The 21,778-nt window shown below is 38.3% G+C and carries 13 protein-coding genes; all 13 read right to left on the bottom strand.

Translation table 11 applies throughout. The features are described from left to right. Nucleotides 1–261 precede the first annotated feature (261 nt). On the bottom strand, nucleotides 262–1,524 hold the full coding sequence (gene fucP / locus K322_RS0117945; RefSeq protein ID WP_026628119.1) for an L-fucose:H+ symporter permease: 1,263 nt from the start codon (nucleotides 1,522–1,524) through the stop codon (nucleotides 262–264). Between the two features lie 159 nt (nucleotides 1,525–1,683). Continuing rightward, the gene (locus tag K322_RS0117940; protein WP_026628118.1) at nucleotides 1,684–2,607 is read right to left on the bottom strand and encodes an amidohydrolase family protein; all 924 of its coding nucleotides are present in this window, start codon (nucleotides 2,605–2,607) and stop codon (nucleotides 1,684–1,686) included. A gap of 4 nt (nucleotides 2,608–2,611) precedes the next feature. Beyond that, nucleotides 2,612–3,628, bottom strand: coding sequence for a zinc-binding alcohol dehydrogenase family protein (locus K322_RS0117935; protein WP_026628117.1), 1,017 nt, complete (start codon nucleotides 3,626–3,628; stop codon nucleotides 2,612–2,614). Between the two features lie 43 nt (nucleotides 3,629–3,671). Then, nucleotides 3,672–4,604 carry an aldo/keto reductase gene (locus K322_RS0117930; protein ID WP_026628116.1) on the bottom strand — a complete coding sequence of 311 codons (933 nt, stop codon included), beginning with the start codon at nucleotides 4,602–4,604 and terminating at the stop codon, nucleotides 3,672–3,674. 144 nt (nucleotides 4,605–4,748) lie between these two features. After that, nucleotides 4,749–5,750 (bottom strand): LacI family DNA-binding transcriptional regulator, encoded by a 1,002-nt coding sequence (locus K322_RS20020; RefSeq protein ID WP_035332556.1) that lies wholly within the window; start codon nucleotides 5,748–5,750, stop codon nucleotides 4,749–4,751. A 240-nt stretch (nucleotides 5,751–5,990) separates the two neighbouring features. Then, nucleotides 5,991–8,276 carry a DUF5703 domain-containing protein gene (locus K322_RS0117920; protein WP_026628115.1) on the bottom strand — a complete coding sequence of 762 codons (2,286 nt, stop codon included), beginning with the start codon at nucleotides 8,274–8,276 and terminating at the stop codon, nucleotides 5,991–5,993. Next, nucleotides 8,269–9,687 (bottom strand): sialate O-acetylesterase, encoded by a 1,419-nt coding sequence (locus K322_RS0117915; protein ID WP_026628114.1) that lies wholly within the window; start codon nucleotides 9,685–9,687, stop codon nucleotides 8,269–8,271. The genes K322_RS0117920 and K322_RS0117915 overlap by 8 nt, the downstream gene beginning before the upstream one ends. 37 nt (nucleotides 9,688–9,724) lie before the next feature. Continuing rightward, the gene (locus K322_RS0117910) at nucleotides 9,725–13,060 is read right to left on the bottom strand and encodes an MGH1-like glycoside hydrolase domain-containing protein (RefSeq protein WP_026628113.1); all 3,336 of its coding nucleotides are present in this window, start codon (nucleotides 13,058–13,060) and stop codon (nucleotides 9,725–9,727) included. Nucleotides 13,061–13,078: 18 nt separating this feature from the next. Beyond that, nucleotides 13,079–14,020 (bottom strand): glycoside hydrolase family 43 protein, encoded by a 942-nt coding sequence (locus tag K322_RS0117905; protein WP_026628112.1) that lies wholly within the window; start codon nucleotides 14,018–14,020, stop codon nucleotides 13,079–13,081. 20 nt (nucleotides 14,021–14,040) lie between these two features. Then, nucleotides 14,041–17,121 carry a DUF6298 domain-containing protein gene (locus K322_RS0117900; protein ID WP_035332554.1) on the bottom strand — a complete coding sequence of 1,027 codons (3,081 nt, stop codon included), beginning with the start codon at nucleotides 17,119–17,121 and terminating at the stop codon, nucleotides 14,041–14,043. A gap of 14 nt (nucleotides 17,122–17,135) precedes the next feature. Beyond that, nucleotides 17,136–17,783 (bottom strand): DUF3826 domain-containing protein, encoded by a 648-nt coding sequence (locus K322_RS0117895; protein WP_035332552.1) that lies wholly within the window; start codon nucleotides 17,781–17,783, stop codon nucleotides 17,136–17,138. 156 nt (nucleotides 17,784–17,939) lie between these two features. Continuing rightward, nucleotides 17,940–19,631, bottom strand: coding sequence for a polysaccharide lyase (locus K322_RS0117890; protein ID WP_026628109.1), 1,692 nt, complete (start codon nucleotides 19,629–19,631; stop codon nucleotides 17,940–17,942). Nucleotides 19,632–19,781: 150 nt separating this feature from the next. Next, complete coding sequence (locus K322_RS0117885) at nucleotides 19,782–21,776, bottom strand: RagB/SusD family nutrient uptake outer membrane protein (protein ID WP_026628108.1); 1,995 nt, start codon at nucleotides 21,774–21,776, stop codon at nucleotides 19,782–19,784. Between the last annotated feature and the right edge of the window lie 2 nt (nucleotides 21,777–21,778).

The following is a 21,778-nucleotide window of genomic DNA, read 5'->3' as shown; positions in this document are numbered from 1 at the left end:
ATCGAAAATTCGATTGCTTTTTTTTATTTTGCAAACATACTCCAATCACAAAAAAACAAATTGATATAAATATAACCTTCAATAGCCTGATAGCTTAAGAAAACTCCAATAACAAACAATATTGAAGCAATTATTTTTTCTGAAAGAGTAAAAGGTGTTTTCATCTAATTGATTTTTATATAACGTATACTTGCAAAATAATATTCTCTTTTCCAAATATATAATAATAAATCGAAGAACACTTTAACCCTCAAATAAACCTTAATCAAGAATTTTATACCCCTTCCACCCGTAATGAGCACAAAATATAAAACAGATCAAAGGCACAATATATGCTATCTGATATATACTCTCAAAATGATGCATAATATAAGCCGTTACCTGAGGCAAACAAGCATTTCCTACAATTGCCATCACTAAGAAAGCGGAACCACTTTTCGTATTATTGCCTAAATCTTTGATAGCCAATGAAAATTGAGTCGGATACATAATAGACATAAAAAATGACACACCCAACATCGCATATAACCCGATAAAACCTCCGTAAACACTTATAATCAGACACAATACCACATTTACGGCAGAATATGTAAGCAACATATTCTGAGGTTTAAAACGTCCCATCAATAATGTACCAATCCAACGACCGAGCAAAAAGGCCAGCATATAAAAGCCGAAAAACGTCGTAGCTACACTCTCCGTCATACCTGCATAATTACAACAATACACAAGAAAGAGACTGTTGATAGCCGTTTGACCTCCATTGTAAAAAAATTGAGCGATGACTCCTTTTCTCAGGTGGGTTCTTTTCAAGACTGAGAAGTCGATCAATTTACCAGGATCCTTACTATCCCTGCTTGTTTCTTCCTCTTTCATTTTAGGAAAGTGTACGAATATAAACACTATAGCCAGAATAATTAGCAACGCAGCCAAGAGTATATAAGGTAGCTTCATAGAGGCGGTCTCCGCCTGAATATAGCCGTCCCATCCTCCGGGATAATCAAACGGAATATTGTCTCTTGTATAATTATGTCCGCTTAAAACAAACTTGCTGAGAAACATAGCCGAAATAAAAGCACCCAATCCATTAAAAGATTGAGCGAGATTCAATCTGCGGGAAGATGTCTCCGGATTTCCTAACGCCGTAACATAAGGGTTAGCTGCTGTTTCCAGGAAACACATACCGACAGCTATAATGAAGAATATAGCAAGATAAGCCCAGTATTGATTTATTTGTGATGCCGGAAAGAAAAGCATTCCTCCGAAAGCCGCTAAAAGAAGACCGAATATAATGCCTGATTTGTAGCTGAACCGTTTCATAAACATAGCTATCGGAATCGGAAATATCAGATAAGCAAGCCAATATGCAGTTTCAGTAAAAGATGCTTCAAAAGTATTCAGTTCACAAGTCTTCATCAGCTGCCTGATCATTGTCGGCAAGAGGTTACTGCTTATTGCCCAGATAAAAAACAAACTGAAAATCAACGATAAAGAAAGGAGGTAATTTTTGTGATTATTTTTCATAGAACAGATTTTAAGGTCTCTGACCTTTTTATTGACTTTGTAAGTATAAAAACAACAGACAGTTATCAATTTAATCCGTCATTAAATACTTTCTATTGCTTAAAATTTAGATCTCAGAGCATTTAATTGATGCATCAGTAAACAAGCTTACTGTCTTTTTTACTCTGACATATTTTTTATGTATGGAAGATTAATAAGTTCTGCAAACCGATAAAATCTTTTTGCATTTAAGCCTAAAAATAACGATTTTTCGTCATCTTCTAGCAAACTAGATTTAGAAATAAAATCATAAGACATACGATAAGTTATTGCAGTAATGGTACGGGGATAATCTGATCCCCACATAAGCTTTTCGATACCAACCAAAGAAGCAGCTTCCTTTATCGCGTATACAGCTTTATTGTAAGGATAAAATTCGTGGTGAAACAACCAGGTAATTCCTCCGGATTCAATCATTACATTCTCTTCTCGAGCCAATTTTATCTGCTCCTGCCAATGAGGTGTAGTAACCATCCCGAAATGCCCAATAGCTATACGAAGACGGGGACATTCTGCTATAACCTCTTTCATCTCCTGAACCTGAGAATCTCCGTCCGCAAGATCTATCGACAGAATAATATCTTTACTTTCCATTAACTTAAAAACCCGCATCATTTCATCGCATGTAAGCCATGTCCTCTTTTTGGGAGTGATAAGGCGTGCCGCCGGTATTTTTATTGCTTTGAAACCCAAACCGATCAAAGACTTTGCATGCTCGAAGAAACCATCCTTCCGGGCATCAATCAATCCGCAGCAAAGAAATCTATGGGGATATTTTTGCTGCACCTGCAACAGATAGTCATTCTGATCTCCGTCAATGTACTCCTGAGTAACAACAGCAGCAGACACTTGTGCATAATCCATGTTGGAAAGAAATATCTCAGCCGTATTCTGCCCATCTGTTATAAATGGAGGCAGCATTTGACGTATTTCACCCATAAACATCGATTTTCCGTTATTCAAAGCATGTATCTTATGACCATCCACAATGGCTTCCTGCTTTAGCCAAAGGTGGCTGTGAGCATCTATTATCGAGAACTCCATACACTTAAAATTGAATAAGTATTCTGAATACGTTTCCTGGATTTTCCGCCCAATATTCTAATGCTTGCCGGGCTTCTTCGGGTTGATATATGCCTGAGATTAATTTATCCTTAGGACAGATACCTTGTTTCAGATATTTGATAACCGCCCTGAAATCTTCGGGCATTGCATTGCGGGAACCTCTAATATCCAACTCCTTAGACACAAACAACTTGGTTTCAAACTCGATATCGCTTTTCGCATATCCTATACATACAATCCGGCTGGTAAACGCTGCTTCATTGATAGCTGTCTGATAGGTATATGGAGATCCTACAGCCTCTATAATGACATCCGGTCCTTGATTCTGTGTTATACTTTGTAATTTTTGATGAATATCTTCGGTTTTTGTATTAATGGTATGCTTAACACCAAGTTCTTTAGCCAAGCTAAGCTTTGTATCGTCAATATCCGCGGCTATAACCTCTGCCCCCCTCAGTACTGAACGGATAATGGCTCCGATGCCAATCATTCCGCATCCAATAACCAATACTCTGTCCAGATCCGAGACCTCTCCCCTATCAACGGCATGAAATCCTACGCTCATGGGTTCGACTAAAGCAAAATCTTTCGGAGTAAGTTCATCATCTACAATCACTTTTGACCATGGTACTGCCACATATTTACACATGGCTCCATCACGCTGCACACCGAATGTTTCGTTAAACTGGCAGGCATTCGGACGCCCATTTCTGCAAGACGGGCAATGTCCGCAGTTGGTATATGGATTGATGGTACACGATGCTCCTTTTCTATAAATATCCGGACCCCCCGGAGCAATATCAGCTATAACCGCACCAATCTCATGACCGGGTATCACAGGAAGTTTAACCATGGGGTTCTTTCCTAAAAAGGTGTTTAAATCAGAACCGCAAAAACCAACATATTTAATCTCAACGAGAATTTCTCCCGATTTTAAAATAGGCTGCTCTTTTTCAACAACATCAATCTCGTGTTCTTTAGGTATTATTATTGTTTTCATATTTTCAGGAAGGTTAAGTTCTGGTTTATTTTTATTGAGTTATTTAACTGTTCACCCATGAATCCCTAAAGCGGGGAGCCAGTATCTTCTGAACATCTTCTAATAAATTCTTATCAAGGGCGGCCTTTTCCCACTCCAGATTTTGAATGACAGCTTCAGGTCTGGCACTACTGAATAATGTAGTAGCTATTCTCGGGTTTGATGTTGAATATTTTATAGCAAGCTGTTCTATTGGAGTTTCGCGGCTTCTGCAATATCGAGCAGCTTTATGGCATAGATTTTTCAACTGCTGTGGGGCTGGATGCCAGTCCGGAGCTCCTCTTTCGGTTAATAGCCCCATTGAGAACGGCGACGCATTGATAACTCCGATTCCTTTTTCTTCAAAATAATCAAGATAATCCAACAAGCTATCGTCATTTAAGCAATAATGGCAAAAGCTTAACAATACATCTATTGTATGAGGTGCAGTATGTTCGATTACATACTTAAAATGATTCAGATTTAAATTGGTTATCCCTACATACCCCACTATTTTCTTCTCCTGCAATTCTTTCAATGCAGGCAGCGTTTCATTACAAACCTGATCCAGATCAGCAAATTCAATGTCATGCACATTTATTATATCCAAATAGTCTACATGGAGACGTTCCATACTTTCATAAACGCTTTCCTTGACTCTCTGTGCCGAATAGTCCCACGTATTAATGCCATTACTCCCGTATCTGCCGACCTTAGATGACAGATAATATTTATTGCGGTCTATATCTTTTAAAGCTTTGCCTAATATGATTTCTGCCTTCAAATGCCCATAATAAGGAGATACATCTATAAAGTTTATGCCTTGTTCTATTACCGTATGTACTGTTTGTATGGCTTTGCTTTCATCCACAGGATGAAATACTCCACCCAAAGAAGACGCCCCAAAACTGATGTTTGATACTTTGAGGTCTGTATTTCCTAATTTTCTGTATTCCATATTATTTTTTCTATTCTAAACATGAGTCTTTTATTATTTTGTTGCAGTTAAGGTTCTCTTGCTTTTTTGTTTTTTCAGGAATAAACGCTAAAACGATTAACTTGAAAATATAAAAAATACACCACCTGCTAATAAGCAAATGGATTATTTATATAAAACAAATTCACAAGGGAAACAAACAGTCTGTGTCTCCTGAGTCTCTAATTTTGAATTGATTAAATCCATAAGAATATCTATCGACTTTTTCCCCATTTCGGGTAAAGGCTGAAGAATATGCGATACAGGCTTATCTATAAAATCAAAAATTTCGCTATAGTCAAAACTGGTTAATCGTAATTTTTTCAAAACCGAAGGATCTTTCTTCTGTAAATATTTTATCGCAGCTGCACAGATTGAGTCTGTTGCAAAAAAGATACTGTCAATGTCTTTTTCCAGCACCTTATCGATTGTCTTTATAATATCCTTCTCTAAATTCGAATACCTAACTTTCTTTATAAGATTCACATCAAGCATCTTAGCATTTTTCATAGCTTCTGTATATCCTTCCAGACGCTGGGTAAAGTGCTGCATAGAATTCTGATATGTAATGAAAGCTGTCTTTCTACATCCTTGAGACAAAATAAATTCAGCAGCCTTATATGCCGAATTAAAGTTGTCAATAATCACATAATTATTTGTAATATCCGGATAATACCGATCCAATAATACCACAGGAATATTAGTTTTATTCAGGTCTCGTATAGCATCGCTTCCATATTCGGTAGGGATAATGATAAAACCATCCACCTGCCTGTTTTTCAGTGTATTTATCATCGTCTGCATTTTCTCCGTATCCTCGTTGGTATTAGTTATGAAAACCGTATATCCATATTTCTGAGCCTGCTCTTGTATATGAAAGGCCAATTTTCCGAAAAAAGGATTTGAAATGTCCGCCACAATAAGCCCGATAGTTTGGGATTTGCCCATACGTAGACTACGAGCCAGACTATTAGGCTCATAATTTAATTCTTTCGCTTTTATCCTTATTTTCTCCGCCAGCTCTTTTCCTACACGTCCTTCTTTTTCTTTTCCGTTCAGAACAAGCGAAACGGTTGCATTAGAGACACCTAACGTTTGGGCAATCATTTTTATTGATACTCGGGACATTCTTTATTCGTTTATTAAGGATTATATCACAAATATACGCAAAATTAAACGTTTAAGCACAAAATAAGACACTAAACTCTGAACCTATCTGCAAAAATTACAGCACAGAAATATGCAACTAAACGTTAATTTATTTCCGTGCCTAATTTACAAAATAAGTAACATTAAATATTTAATGACATATAAAAAACTATCTTCTAATGTCTTTGTACTTACAAAATCAATAAATGACCTGAGACCTTAATTAATCTCAAGAATATCAGAGAACCGCTCTTTCGGATATATATTCAGATAAGTTATTTTACCTTTTTCATAATTACACTCAACAGTTGTATTCTTCGACAGATGAAGTTTAAATGACACATCAATATCCTGAGGCCACGATGGCAATAGAATAATCTTCGAATCAGCAGTTTCCTGTACTAGCATTTCTTGCAATGCAATCATTCCGCTCCCACCCCAGTTGTGGTCGGGCGTCCAATCATATCCTGGGCCCCAAAATGCAGGAAAACGATGATCACCATCTTTTAGTTTGGCTTTAACTAAAGTCCAGGCATCTTCGGTCAATCCCAGCCGGGCTGCCCATATAGCATCCTGCTTCCACCCGATATGGCTTCTGAAACGGATAGCATCCTTATCGTATTTCCACGTATTAAGAGCAACTTCCATATTTTTATTACCAATACCATAAATGCCCCATGGATACACAGGATACAATTGAGGAGTTTCCACATTATTAACACGTTCCCATAATTTCGCAGGAGCTATCAGCGTTTTACCATCCACTGAGTGTTGTGGTAATTCAGGAATCCGGTTTCTTAGTTCCGTAAAATATTTAATATCATTGCTATCCTTCAATATTGTCTCACATCTCAACAAAGATGACGTTACTGATTGTAAAGCAGCTATAGTTGACGAAGCATTGTAAGCCATTTTATATGTCTCACAAGCCGATCCCGGATACAGAACCAATTTACCGTCTCCGTCCAACGATTTACGTCCCCGCTCTTTTGCCAGATACTGATAATGTTCGTCAAAGAATACAAGGCAACTTTTGATCAGAGGTAGATATTCATCTATATTGACTCCTGTATAGGTGTGATATTGCAAAATCATATAACAAAATTCCAGAACAGTATCCCACTGATATTCAAGCCAAGCATTGTACTCCAAACCTTTATCAAACTGCTCGGGGCGTTTCCATCCATATTCACTCGGATTGGGCAAGCCGCAGTTTTCTAACTGCTCGGTAAAACACGCTCCATCGTGCCCCCAATAAACTTTGCTGCGAAGTTCAGCCACAGGTAGCAGATTCTTGTAAAAATGGAATTGAGAGCGAAGCATATCACCATCACCATTTTTTAGCATCGGAAAATATACCAACCTTTGATTTTGAGCTGTAAATGTGCCCCCTCCCCATTTTCTGAAATCGGGTGTAAAGGCAAATGTACTATCTACTGATTCGGGATCGAATGTAAACAGCCCTCCATTGAATTTAGTCGGATATTTACCATAAGCATTACATGCCAGCATGTAACGAAATAAGTGATAATTCTTCACTACTTGAAATGCATCTTTATCCTGATTAGAAGGTGAGATATGGACATAACTTCGTTGCCAGAAAGATTTCCACCATGCTATATTTTTATTCTTGTCCGACAAAACAGGTTTATACAGATTATTCTTCCATTGTTCGATCTCCTCTGCCTGTTCGACATTTAAGGCAATAGATACATTGATACTACGCATGGGTCGGGAATTGCTTAATATCCAACTCTGATAATCAGTCTGACCATAGATACCTTCCCCCCGATTTATAATATCAAAGCCTTTAGCTTGAATATAGCCGCCGGATATAAGATTCTTTATCGGATTATATATATCGGACATATATGCCGACAGACCCTGCTGTTTTACAGTCTCATCGACTACAGTGTAACTCTTGTTCCGATGGTAAAACAATATCCGCCCCTTATCAAAGGACACAGAATCTTTCAACGTCTTCAGGTCTGTGGGTGCCGCCCATTTATAGGAATTCTGGTTACTTTCCTGCTTTCTCAGCAATCGGTCTTTGTATCTCCAATTCTCGTAATGTATCTCTGCTGTTATATTTTTATTATTCTCTATATCGACATGAATAACGGGATTAAATATATCCACCCATATACGAACCGTAGTCTTCTCACCTTTATTCTCTCCGCTTATTTTTATGCAACCCTCATCCAGAAGCAACTCCTGACTGAATTTATCATCTCCAAAAGGATTTGAAGATAAACGTATCCTAACACGCCCTTGCTTCAATAGAGTATTATTTTCATCAAAAGCTCCACTGCGGGACATATAAAACAGGATATCGCCATCCTCCACCCAGACATTCAAGCCGATATCTCCACCCCCACAGGGCATACTTTCAGATGAATTGTTGCTTTGAGTGTTCCACACTACATTATACGTCTTTACATCCGCTGCTCTAAAACAGAGAGAACTCAAAAAGAGAATGTATATCAATAATAACCTTTTATTCATCCCAATCATCAGTTCTGAATGAAGATACAGGAAGTCCTTCAGTACCAAACAAGTCTGCTTTCACATAATCTTTAAAACCATACCTGACGGCAACAGGCTGAAGCACCTTGTCGGAAGACACCTCTACTTTGCTTCTGTTGAATCTAGCTTTTGCCGGATAAAATTTCCGGTCTGATCCGGCTATCTCGAATTCCTTCATTTCCTTTCCGAATGATGTCATCCACATCGGTGCATTGGCAAAACTGAGAATAGCCACAGAATCTTTGATCTCCATACCTTCGAAACTTGGGCTTTCGAAAGCAAAACCCATTTTGTTGTAAGCTTTACCCAAAGCCATCATCGCCAAACGTTCGCCTCCGGTCTGTTTGTCCTGTGGGTGAATATTATATTCTTCGCCTATATCCATCAATACAACCATACCCGAATTGGGTATATTACGGGATACCTTCAATTGGGCTTCTCTCAGATAGGCAGCATTAAAATCTCCATGCGCTTCGGGCGGATTGTCATAAGGTGCAATCTGGCAAAAATAAAACGGAAAATCACCCTGTCCCCATGAAGATCTCAACTCCTTTACGAATTTCTCGAATAATGGAACGTATTGTTTCGGACGATCGTAATTAGACTCGCCCTGGTACATAATACTGCCTTTAATAGTGTACCCTTTGATCGGATTTATCATACCGTTGTACAATGTAGTAGCTGTACGATTAGGTACTTTAATATCGGCTTCGGCTTTCGGGATACTTATTTCAGGGAAGCCGATGAGCCATTCTTTTGCCATCCAGCTTTCTATCCATGTACCACCCCATGACGACAATACAAGTCCGACCGGTACGTCAAGCATTTCGTTCAGAAGACGACCAAAATAATAGCCGGTTGCACTAAACTCACGTACCGTTTCGGGAGAAGCCTCAGTCCATGTACCAATCACATCATCAGTCCGATTCAAAAGAGATGTTCTTTTTACCGTAAACAAACGAATCTTCTTGTTCGCAGACTTCAGTATATCAGTATTACTGTTTTTCACAGGTTGTCCTTTAAAACCTTTCATAGGCATTTCCATATTCGATTGCCCAAGACAAAGCCACACCTCACCTATCAGTATATTATTGAAGGTGACACTGTTTTGTTCATCACTGATTGCGATCGAATAAGCGCGGTTATCGGCTTCCAGTGTTTTGACATATACAAACCACCTGCCGTCCTTATCAACTTTTGTATAATAAGGTTCGTTAGTCCACGATGGCCTTACTTCTACTGTGCTGTTTTTCTCTCCCCAACCCCAAATTTTGACTTCCGAGTTTTGTTGAAACATCATATTATCACTAAAAATCGCAGGCAATTTAATTCCTGCATGAGCTTGAAGTATATAAACAGCAACAATAATAAATAATATGACCTTTTTCATTTACTTATATTTTTTTGTAAACACACTAACCTGAATATTACAGATTGTATATAACCTTTTCTATATCAACCTTACGAATAACTTCTTTGCCGTCAACCAATATGTAGAAACCTTTACCTCGTTTGTAGCGATCACCGTTTTTGTCCCAAACAATGGTTATTATTCGATTGTGATACAATATATTATCCAAACAGAACCAATCCCATTTATCTTTCGGTAACAGCGGATTTACTTCCAATACATTGTCAGCTCGAGGACGTAACCCGATCAGTCCCGAAATAATTAAATCATTAAAAGTAGAGTGATTATAATAACGACTGCGCTCTTCATCACCTTTCAGCCAATAACCGGTCTTTTCATCAAGATATTCACCGACATACGGTTTTCCCCTATAATACTGACTCTGAACGTATGTTTCCATTTCTTTAAAATAAATACTGTCGTTCAATACATCCTTTTGGGAATAGTTGTTCAGTACATTAGCCATTGCCGTCAAAGTTTGCGAAGAAGCGAAAGGCCATACTGCCCCATCCCATTCACAACGACAACATCCATGCGAACGAAACAAAGGATGACGACGCTCAGCTGTGGTTAATCCGAAAGGCGCACAAAAACCTTTAGTATCTGTTACTTGTTTCCAAGCAGCACTAAAATTTTCTTTATCAGATGGAAGACCAAAGTACCATGGAATATAACCAATAGCTTCTCTAACCAAAGCAAACTCGCCGGGTTTACGTAATGTTTCGAAAAAAACACTGTCTTTATTCCACAATTGACTCTCTACCAAATCTTTTATCTGAACTGCCTTATTTGCATATTTATCTGCATTGTCTTTATCACCTTTGAGTTTGGCAATTTCGGCAAGCGCTTTAGCATTTCCATACATGTATGAATTAATAGTAGGACGAGCATATTTCTTTCTTCGTCCTCCGCTGATTTGTTCTTCCATGCCATCTTTTACGTCTTCCTGCCAATACAACCCGCTGGGTAATAAATGATCATCCCATTGCGTAAACTCCCATTGAAGATCGGGATACATATCTGTCAGATACGACTGATTACCATCTACCATATATTTATTGTATAGAGCATCGGCTGTCCAACTGCTAAAGAAACGCAATTTTTTCATCGGCTGACCTTCATTGCCTCTAAACCACGTATGAATATACTGATTCACGTACTTCTGATCGTGCAACCACCGTCCTTCATACACATGATGACCGATAGCACAGGCTATCATATTGTACTTATCTGCATAAGGACGATCGACCAGAAATTCGGTTATCGCATATCCGACAGGAGTATCTTTGATATGCTTTCGATACGACCACCAACGATAATAATAAATCTCTTCGAAGTTTTTCTGTGGACAATCGAATAACGGAATATTAGATTTCATCCAATCCCACGACTGAGCATTCGGTATAGACTGCACCACATTCTCATCTTCCATTGCATTGAAATAATCCACATACGGTTTGTAATTATCACTAACTAAAATAGCGGCTGTATTTCCTAAATCTTTGGTATGCAAACCCGATATATAATATGCTGCCATTGATTCATCTGCATCCGCATCGGGCATATCAGTAAATCTATCGGCAGGAGTTTCCGGTGTTGGATCTTGCGGTAAATCTCCTGTACGGAACACTATTCTTTTGATCGATTCAACAGGATTAAAGAATAATTTAGTAGAAATATCTTTTCCGTTCAATTTCATTGTCAGACTACGGGTAGGTGTTGATAATGATATATCAAAATCATACTGAGTTCCGGCAACATACGGAGACAATGTTCCATATCTTGCTCCATTTTTTATTCGCAGTATTCCATCAGCATCAAAACTAATTCGTGTACAAGCCTCTCCTTTTGCATTCTGAAACTCTATCTGTAAACTGCCTTTATCGTTTTGCTCAGGAATAACCGAAAATGATGCATTGAGTAATTTCGCTTCGGGTATAACTCTTTCTGCTTTGGCATAATCGTGCTTATCCCAATCTTTAAGAGCTAACCAACGTTTACCATCGGCACGCCTTTCTATTTTTGCAGGAGCCCAAAGCGGACTGTATATATTCCACACATCCAACTCTTTGCCTTCTGGCATATTATTGAATATTTCATCGGCATGACTCATAGCCTGATCTGTAATAGGCACAGGTACTTTTGACACCCATATATCTTCTTTATTCAAACTATATGTTACCCACATGTTGCCATCGGGTGGAGTACCGTTATTATCCTGTATACCTCTGATATATTGAGGACCTCTCGATTTATAATTACCTCCGTAACGCATGGGTGTCAGGTCTCCATGCACTAAATATAATGAGGTGTATTCCAATCCGTCGTCACTAGTTGATACTGCCATTGGCCAACGAAATTCCGAAGGATTGTATACCGTAGCATATTTACCGTCAGATGTTTTCTGCCCCCATATTTTTGCATTACTATTCACAAATCCCGGTGCTCGGTAAGCATTCTCAGGCCAGGTTTTACCATCATCATTACTTATAGCAGTCAATGCATGTTTCCACAGGCCAACAGTACGTCCGTCATTCAATTTATAATAACTGAATGCTTTATAAGGCTTCTTCAAAGGTATAATGGGGTCGTTACGATCAGCCTCTTCCACCCATTGCATCATATACAACGGATTAGCTAACAGTTCGTCGCAAGCCTGAACAAATCCTTTATCTTTCGATTTCTTATAGAACGGATAATCTGTATTCTTTTCATTAAAAGAATGGTTGTAACGAATGAAATGAATAGGGCCAAAAGACCCGTCTTTTTTAATCTCTCTGATTACTCTGCCTATGCCGTTTCCATCATTCGGATCGTCTTTCATATCCAAGCATACTCCGTACGAAGTCATTGCTAAAAGACGTCCTGTTGATGAAGTAAAAAAAGCTACTCTAAAATGTGTTATCGCATATAAATCTTTTGCAGGAGTTCCTTTTCCGTCCTTCGAATATCCGTCGGGCACTTTGTATTTAGGAAAAATAACTTCCGGCCTCGACCAATTATAACCATCTTTCGAGGTTTGTAACATGGCCTCTCCGGGAGGCATGTGCTCTCCAACAGGTGCATTGAGGTATTCAAGATAAAACTGTCCGTTCCAATATGCCAACATCGGAGCATGATTGTATGTATAACCTAACCCGTCAGTCTTATCTGGGTGTAGGCGGCTTGCCCTCATTGTCTGGATATTATGAGTTCCTACAGCTGGGCTCAATTGTCCGTGATGATAATCGACATTCGATAAAGTTGAACCTGTATAATGTACCCCATCTGTATTTGCCTGCCCATATGCCGATAAAGCTAACCCGAACAAACAAAAGCTCAGTATGGGTCTATTTATTTTATGTAAATTCATATTTCGATTATAAGAAACTTATTTTTTCAACAGATCATTTACTATCTTTTCGTCAGCCATAAATATAGTTCCATGCTTATGTCCTTCGGGGATAGAAATCTTATTATTGATATTTGTAAAAGTCTTAAAGTCTTTTGTAGAAACAGCCTCGTAAGTTTTTTTCTGATACGAATCAAAGTAGATCAACCATTCGTCACCCACCTTCACTACTGATGGCCCTTCGGTAAAATTATCAGTAAATGTTTTCGGCGAAAGATCGGTATAAGGTCCTGTCGCAGATTTAGCAAAAGCAACTCTCATATTTCTTTCGGGACGGGTATTGTCTTTCAGTACCATTACATAATCAGAATCGGCACGTTTAAGTAATACTGCATCGATAGAACTAAACCCCGGATCGTATATCACTTCTGCCTTAGTCAATTCTTTGAAATCTTTGGTTTTAGTATAATATAGGCGATGATTATTATATTCATCTTCGATTCCTTTTTCAAACTTGAAAGGAATAGTAGATGCCCAAACTATAATAAAATCATCGGCAGCATCATCGTAAAATATTTCGGGAGCCCATACATTTACAGTAGTGGTATCGAAAGCCATTACAGGAATAAACTCTTGTTTGCTCCAGTTTTTAAGATCTTTCGAAGAAGAATATCCAAAACCAAAATCGCCTTTCCAACTGCATGTCCATACCAAATGATATGTTCCGTCTTTACCTCGTGCAATACTAGGGTCTCTCATTATCTTTTGTGTACCCACTTCAGGTTTAAGAAAAATTCCGGGAATGCTATCCCATTTATAACCATCGTAACTATAAAGAAGGCGCAATCCTTCGGTAGCTGGTTCGTGAAAAGATGTAAACATATATACCTGAGCAGGTTCTATACTTTTCTTCTCGGAACTACATGCTCCAAAACTTACTGACACAAGAAGTATCAACCAAAGATTCGTTATTGTTTTCATGGATTATTCTAGATTCAATATTATTGCTTTACCAGCCAAACTATGTTTTGAGAAATAGCAAGGTTAAAAGATCCTCCTCCTTTCAGTTTTCGTTTTATATCTTTCACTTCACCGGTTTTACTATTTACCTGATAAACTGCATACGTACCCTTTTCAGAAGACAGGTCTACTGTTACCGATTGTTTTTCGGTATAAATAATATAACCGATATTAGAATTACCTAATACATATTGCCCGTCTTTAGTCTGATTTTCAACCACATCCATTTTTGATGCAGCCTGTAAAAAACGAGTATCGGAAATAACAGGTAAACAAGCCAAAGACCCTTGCGCCATAAATGAAGCCCACGCATTTTCAGGATACTGTACAGCATAGTACATTACCGCTTTTTCGGGAAAACGTTGACAATATTCTCTTACTGAACGGTAAACCGATTCGAACGAAACCTTTCCGACTTTCTCTAGACGGGCATGCTGACGTGGAGCCAAATTTTGTCCACCTTTGGGTTCGTAAGTAGTACCATCGGCTCGATATTGCCAATATCGAATGTCTATTATATCTACATATTTGGCTCGTGACTGATCTGCCAAAATAGCATCTTGTACATCTTTAGTTGTACTTAATGCAATCAATGGCTTTTCGCCTGTTTCTTTTTCCCACTCGGCTATTACGTCCAACCAGAATTCGACAAAATGTAACGGACCTGTATATTCGGCACTGATTAATTGTATTACGCTATTGTTTCCTTTAAAATTATCTAAGCACTGACGGATAAATTTTCGGTGTAATTCTCTACGAACAGGATGTGTTATATCATAAAATTGTTCGGCAAAAAATATTCTTTTATCTCCGGCATAAGGCACTGGTTCGGGAAAACCTGTATTGTTTATATTATTTGCCGGACGCCAGGGGCTATCAGCCCAATGTGCTCCTGCTTCAATTATATTGTGCTGAAAGTAGTTTTGATGCAGTAATACCAAACCTTTCTGATCGGCAAGGTCTGCAAATTTTTTAAGTCTATTCCAATAAAAATCGTTGTATTTAGTGAGATCGTATTTACTTAATCCATCATAAGCTGTACCTTGTCCGCTACGGGCAAAAGGTTGCTCATAAAAAGGAGGCCATACATCTCCATTGATGCGGCGTATGCGCTCATGATCGTCTCTTCGTCTTTCGTACCATAAACCATAATTATGATCTATAGCTATTATATGCTTATCATGCATCCATTTAGCTACAGAATCGATATCATCTGTCAGTCCTGTACCAACTCTACTGGGTACATATCGGGTTAGATGTGGCGATGCCGTTTTTGCCAGATAAATAGGCTGTACACTTCCGTTCCACCAACTGATATCGTGTTTTCCTCCTGTTTGAACCAAATCTCCTCTGACTAACCAGCCATTTTTAACTTCAAGGGCTGGCTTATTCATTTCTACAGGCTGTTTCTTTTTATCATGTTTAAATATCTTAGCACTAGCAACATCGACCAATATTGTATTTTTATTATTCAGAGAATCAATCCATTCCGATAACTTCAATGCAGGCGAATAAGCTTGTTTAGTCAATTCCATTGCCACTTCTACTTTCGGAGAACTGGATGCTTCCCCCTCAAAAGGCATCAATCCTGTATCTTCTGTATTATCCGGAAAACGCTCTTTTTTCTGTGCATAATATAGGCTTCGGGGATTAATATTATTATTACTGTCTTGCCAATATCCGTCTCCAGAAAATTCAGACCATGAACCAAATGCCCAATTCTGAGCTGTAGGAGGGCTGAAGCATTCGATTAATGAAGCTGAACACTGCCAAAATACACTATTAGCAGCTGTCCATCCCGATCCTTGACGTTCCTGCATATGATTTTTATAGCTTAGAGCTTGTCCTTCAACATTAACTATATCGAAAAGAATACCTGATGCCCAACGGTCAATTGCGCCGCTAAAACTATGAGGCAGAAAAGAATGACATTGAACAAATGCATTAGGACCGGCAGCACAATATCCAACTGCAAAATCGTGATATCCGTCTTCGGCATATAATCTCTGAAAAAGGCATTGCTGACCAGCTGTAAAAAATGAAGTACGTCGCTCTCCTCCTATTTCTGAAACAGGAGCTAAAGATTTACAATTTTCAACAGTTACCTGTTTTACCGAATTATCAACATAAACGGCAGAGCCTGCAAAATGGAAAAAGTTTACATTTCTTACCCATCCATCCTGAAGATTCTCCATAGTAATTGCTGTCCACGAGTGAGCCTCGTCTTTCAGATTATTTTTATCAAATTCGGATATGCATGTCAAGTTTTCGACACCGATATTTGATATACGCCCATTCCAGATATAAGGAATAAGCATGCCACCTCCGTATGCTTTGTCTAAAGCTGTTGTTATGGGAGCATCAAAAGTTACTTTTGTGCCCTCGACAGAAACGATTGTTCTATCCCAATAAATATCTGTAGCAGAAGGCTTCCAGCCTAAAGAGGTTATTCCTCCTCCAAAATGTTTCGTCCCGATTTTATCTATCCAGCTTTGTTCCGATGGCCGCTGAATATATATTTTATCTCCTTTTTGTAGTTTTGAAGTGTTAGTGATATTTACAGAAAATGCATTCACCGGAACATAACCATCTATTATTTCGTGAGTTTCTCCCATTTTACGATCATCAGTTCCGTAAAGTCTAATAAGCGTACGCCTGTCTTTTCCGGTTGCAACGAGTCTGGTTTTGGCAACTCCACATCCGCGAAGCACTACTCCCGATGTTGTTATCTTCAACGATGATTTGATTGCATAATCTCCCGTAGATAATAATACAATCCCTCTCAATCCATTCTGATTCAGTGGTAAAGAACTTACATAATCGATTGCATCTTGAATAATAGAAGTTGCATCGTCTGCAACAGTAGGCACAACTATAGTCGGAGAAGTATTAGGAATAGCTTTTTCGCCTGCCATATAACCCGCATACGAAAAATCGGGAATTCTATTACCTAAACTATCCGGAGTGTAAACAAGCTTATCCGATTTGTAAATCAATGGAGATTGAGCGCATACAAAACCGAAACAAGCTGATAATAATACAATAAATACAATCTTTTTCATAATATCCTTTCTTCTCAAAGACTTTTCCCCTGAGCTTTCAATCTTTCTTCCCAGCCTTTTCGTTCTGCCTGAACATCATAGCCTTGTTTAGACAAATAATTGTTTATCCGCCCCTTATATTTCCCAAACCATCCATGCTTGTCTTTCGATGAAGATGCACAAACAGCATGTTCGCGGGCTTCTACCAGCCATGCATATATCTGTTGTTTTTCGAAGTCTTTCAATGATGGAATCATATCTAAATACGAATCGTAGGTTACTTTTACAACTCCGTATGTCAACCCGTCTTTAACTGCTGTTATCTGTTTTTCGTCCAGATAAGGAGATAAATTGCCTATAAACATACAATATTGATTATAAAGATCAGCATTTCTTTCATTTTCGATAGCCGTAACCTTTAGTTCCTTCGCAGTTTTATCTGTGATCTGTTTTGTTTGTTTTTTAGCATCTTCGGCGCGGTCATTTATACGGCCGACATTCTTATATTGATCCACAACAGCACCTACAACTTTATTATATACCGATTTATCGGTAAGGTTCAACACATCTACAATTTTTTCTGACCTTTGAGTCAAAACCTTTGTATATTCGGAATCGTTATCCTGAGCCCAAATTATCGCAAAACTAAATACGAGTATAATGAATAAGCCAAATCGAGTCATAATTTTTCTTTTTTTGATAAAATGGAGAGGGGTTATCGCTTTTTCTTATTAGATACATGAAAAACTCTAAACCACATCAAAATCTTTACGATAACCCCTATATCTCCCATTAATATAATTAAAAAACCAGCATGTTAATGTTACTTGTATGACACCTTAGTTCATCAGACTCTTTCTTTTTGCCAATGTATCATAATTATTCTTTGGATCCTTCCAGTTTACTTTCTTAGTTGGATCTATTCCATTAATATATTTTTCGATATTAGTATAACCATCACCACTCAAATCACCATTAGCATCTGAAGGATCATTCGGATTTAATCCGTATTTGATCTCCCATGCATCGGGTATACCATCATTATCCGAATCTTTGTATGGTTTACCTTTGTATTCCGGATATCCTCCTACTTGTTTAATATCGGTAATAATACCCGATTTATAAGAATCTTTTGGTAAACGACGATATTCGAATTGGTAAAAATCTTCAGGATTTAAGTTCTTGTCATAATACACTTTTCCTGTTTTTACTTGTTCTATAACACGTTGGTCTACAATATCACGTTTGGGGAATGTTGCACCTACATTATCCATCACAAAATTGTATGCTTCATTAGCTGACATTATAGGAAATGGATTATCTATAGGAAACGGTTTATCCCATTTCATATTTTCGGTATAGCCGTCTGTATTAGCCTGTTCCTGAACTTGAATACCTCCAGCCCAGTTATTTTTACTAATCTCAGGATATCCCTCTACAACATTACCATTTGCATATACACGACCAAAAACAAAATACCCTAATTTGCTACGACCGGCTTCGGGTTTCAAAATACGGTGTCCGACCGGAGTATTTTTAGGAGTCAACGGACCGGGCTTATAATAGTTATTTATTATATTGTAGAGAGCTGTATAATCGCCTCCATCAACTGAACGATGCACCCAATTATAAATTACGTTATTTACAAAATTGAAAACACCATTCCACCCGATAGACGGATTACGTCCTGCATTATTAGCCCAAAGGTTGCGCATGAATGTACAATTTTCACCTCCTAAAGTACTGCCGAAGGAATGATTGTAAGTATCTAATGCCTGAGACGAGATTGTATTCTGAATAGTAACGTTAACCGTAGGTAATTTTAGATCTTTCGAGCCATCTTCAGGATTGAACATATGACGATAAAACGATATATTTTCATCTAATCCCCAGCTTGTAGAACAGTGGTCGATCATTATATTTCCCACAGGATTACCTCCAAAGCTATCATCACGGCGTCCTACCCACGTTTCGCCTCTACGGAAACGCATATGACGGACAACAACATCGTGAGTATTAGCCCATATAGTTTCACCGGCAATACAAACGCCATCGCCAGGAGCTGTTTGTCCCGCAATAGTGATATAAGGAGCACGTATAATCAAGGGAGATTTCAGATGTATTATACCTGCTACATTAAAAACAATGATACGTGCACCGCCCTGTTCGCAAGCATCTCTTAATGATCCCGGACCACTATCAGCTAAACTTGTTACAGTTATAACCTTACCACCGCGTCCGCCAAAACTGTATGCACCTCCACCTTCTGCTCCCGGAAAAGCGGGAATCTCAGCCTGAGGTAAATCCGTTGGTCGTGCAGCCCAAGGAATATAGGGTCTGCCTTCCTTTGCCTGTTGATCAATTATTGGTTTAGCTATTGCAAAAGCTGAATCAGAACGAGCATATGCTGCTTTAATCAACTCAGTCTCCTGTTTTTTTACTTCCGGTGTAATTTTAGGATACTGCGCCGATACAGTATTTGTAAGAGCCAGAGCAAGAAATGCAGTGCTCGCAATCACTATTTTTTTCATTCAGAAATTATATTTAGGTTTCTTTTCAGATTATAAAAACAATTCGTACGTAAACACAATTCTCCCAAAATGCTATGATAAAAAGCTGAAAATATAACATTTATACATCAACAATTTCGGGAGAAAAGAAGTTTTTATCTTATAATACTGCTACTTTCTGGCATCGAAGGTACCCTCTCCTCCTGTAAAGTCGAGCCAACCTTTAGATTGAGGTAACCATGTATTCATTTTTAAGACATCAGAGGGCAAACCTGATAAATAATAATTTTGTCTCCAGGTGATATATGCCTGTTGATTATTCAAATTATCGACAGGAGTCTCAGTCTCTTTAAATTCAAAATTAGTATTCCAGAAATTTGCCAATAGATTCATATCAGCCTGTAAGTCGGCACTGGTATTTACATCTATCGGAGTGAACGCAGTTATACTGTTTGTTAATGGATCGGTACTTGAAAAACCTGTACCTTTAACCTGCAGATACTTACCTTCTCGGTATTTTCCGTTCATAGGTTCGAGTCCCAATGCTGCGCAAGTATTATTATCATTTGCTGCATCATCATTAAACAACATCCACCGCCAAAGATCCCAATAACGTTTACCTTCATAAGCTAATTCGATCTGCCGTTCACGAAGACAAGCCTTAATTGCCTCATGCGTATTCGAAATCATGCCCAGACCGTAGGTTCCGTCTCCGGCTGGAATTCCTACACGGGCACGTACGAGACCAATGGTATTAACGGCACTGGCAATATCTCCTGTCGCAGCATAGCATTCTGCCAAATTCAGTAATAATTCCGCATAACGATATTCATATACATCAGTACCATCAGCCTGATAAGTATTTGCACTCGCTTCTTTAGGGTCAGACATTTTACGGACAATTGCAGGACTACTTCCACCAACATTACCTGCATAATAATGCTTATTAGCATTATCACTCCAGCGATAATTCCAAACAACAGCATTAGCATCGGTATCATAACCCCATTTCATTCCTGAAAATGTAAATGTGTAATAAAAACGTGGATCACGATTCTTAAAAAACAAGAACTCATCATAACCATTTGCAGTTGTAGCCTCTTTGCCATTTGCCATCGGGAAGATTTCTAACATACCCATCGGAACCTGATAACCGGAACCACTTCCACCCATAGTTTTCAGGCGAATAGCTTTCTGCCAACCACTATGTTCATCGGAATTAGATGTTGTATTAGACAGCATCTTCACCATAATAACTTCTTTATTCCATTTATTGTCAAAATTGTAAAACATTTCATCCCACATTTTTGCAGTAGTTCCATACAAGCCATATCCCTGAGCATCAAGAAAGGCTTTAGCTTCCTGAGTAGCTTTCAAAGCATCTTTCCAACGCTGATTTGATGAATTATCCCAATCTGAATTAAAAATCGGACTGGCAAATACTAATAACGCCCGGCTTTTATAAGCTAATGCTGCCTCTTTTGTTAATCGTCCGTATTGGCTATCTCCCCATTCGGCACGTGTAGGCAGTAAAGTCGATGCTGAATCAAGATCAGCAATAATCTGAGTGAAGCATGTTTCGATTGTAGAGCGGCTAAATGTTTTCGCGCCTTCATAATCGGTTGCGTCTAAAACTTTTGTAACGATAGGAACACCTCCATATACACGGACTAAATCAAACAACTGAAGTGCACGAAGAAAATAAACCTGCCCTTTTGATTGTTTAGCTACACCAGCGGACAAGGTTGAGCCATATTTTTCAATACCTTCCAATACTTCATTACAATTTCGGATACGGGTGTACGGATTATTGGCTACCGTAGTAGAAAGAGTCGATCCAAAATAAGTATCACATTCCGAAGCTAGTTTCATATCCTTATTGGCATTAAACTTATCTCCAATACCCCACTTTTCTTCAGTATATCCGGTCATATCATCATATTTCCCGACTAATCCATAAGACTGAGGAGGAGTCATGCCACTTACTCTAAAATAATTATAATAAATATTCTGTATGAATTTATCTATATTGACATCATTCCCAAAAGTTTTTTCAGGAGAATATTTGTCATAAGGAGACATATCTTTCAAAAACTGGTCGCTACAACCAGAAAAGAATAAGCTTAAAACCAATATAGCATTAACAATAACGATTATCTTTTTCATAT

The sequence above is a fragment of the Indolivaga capnocytophagoides DSM 22835 genome, from assembly GCF_000426485.1.
GTDB lineage: Bacteria > Bacteroidota > Bacteroidia > Bacteroidales > Dysgonomonadaceae > Dysgonomonas_A > Dysgonomonas_A capnocytophagoides.
The sequence above is the reverse complement of the archived record's forward strand: the minus strand, read 5'-3'. Positions and strand labels throughout refer to the sequence as shown.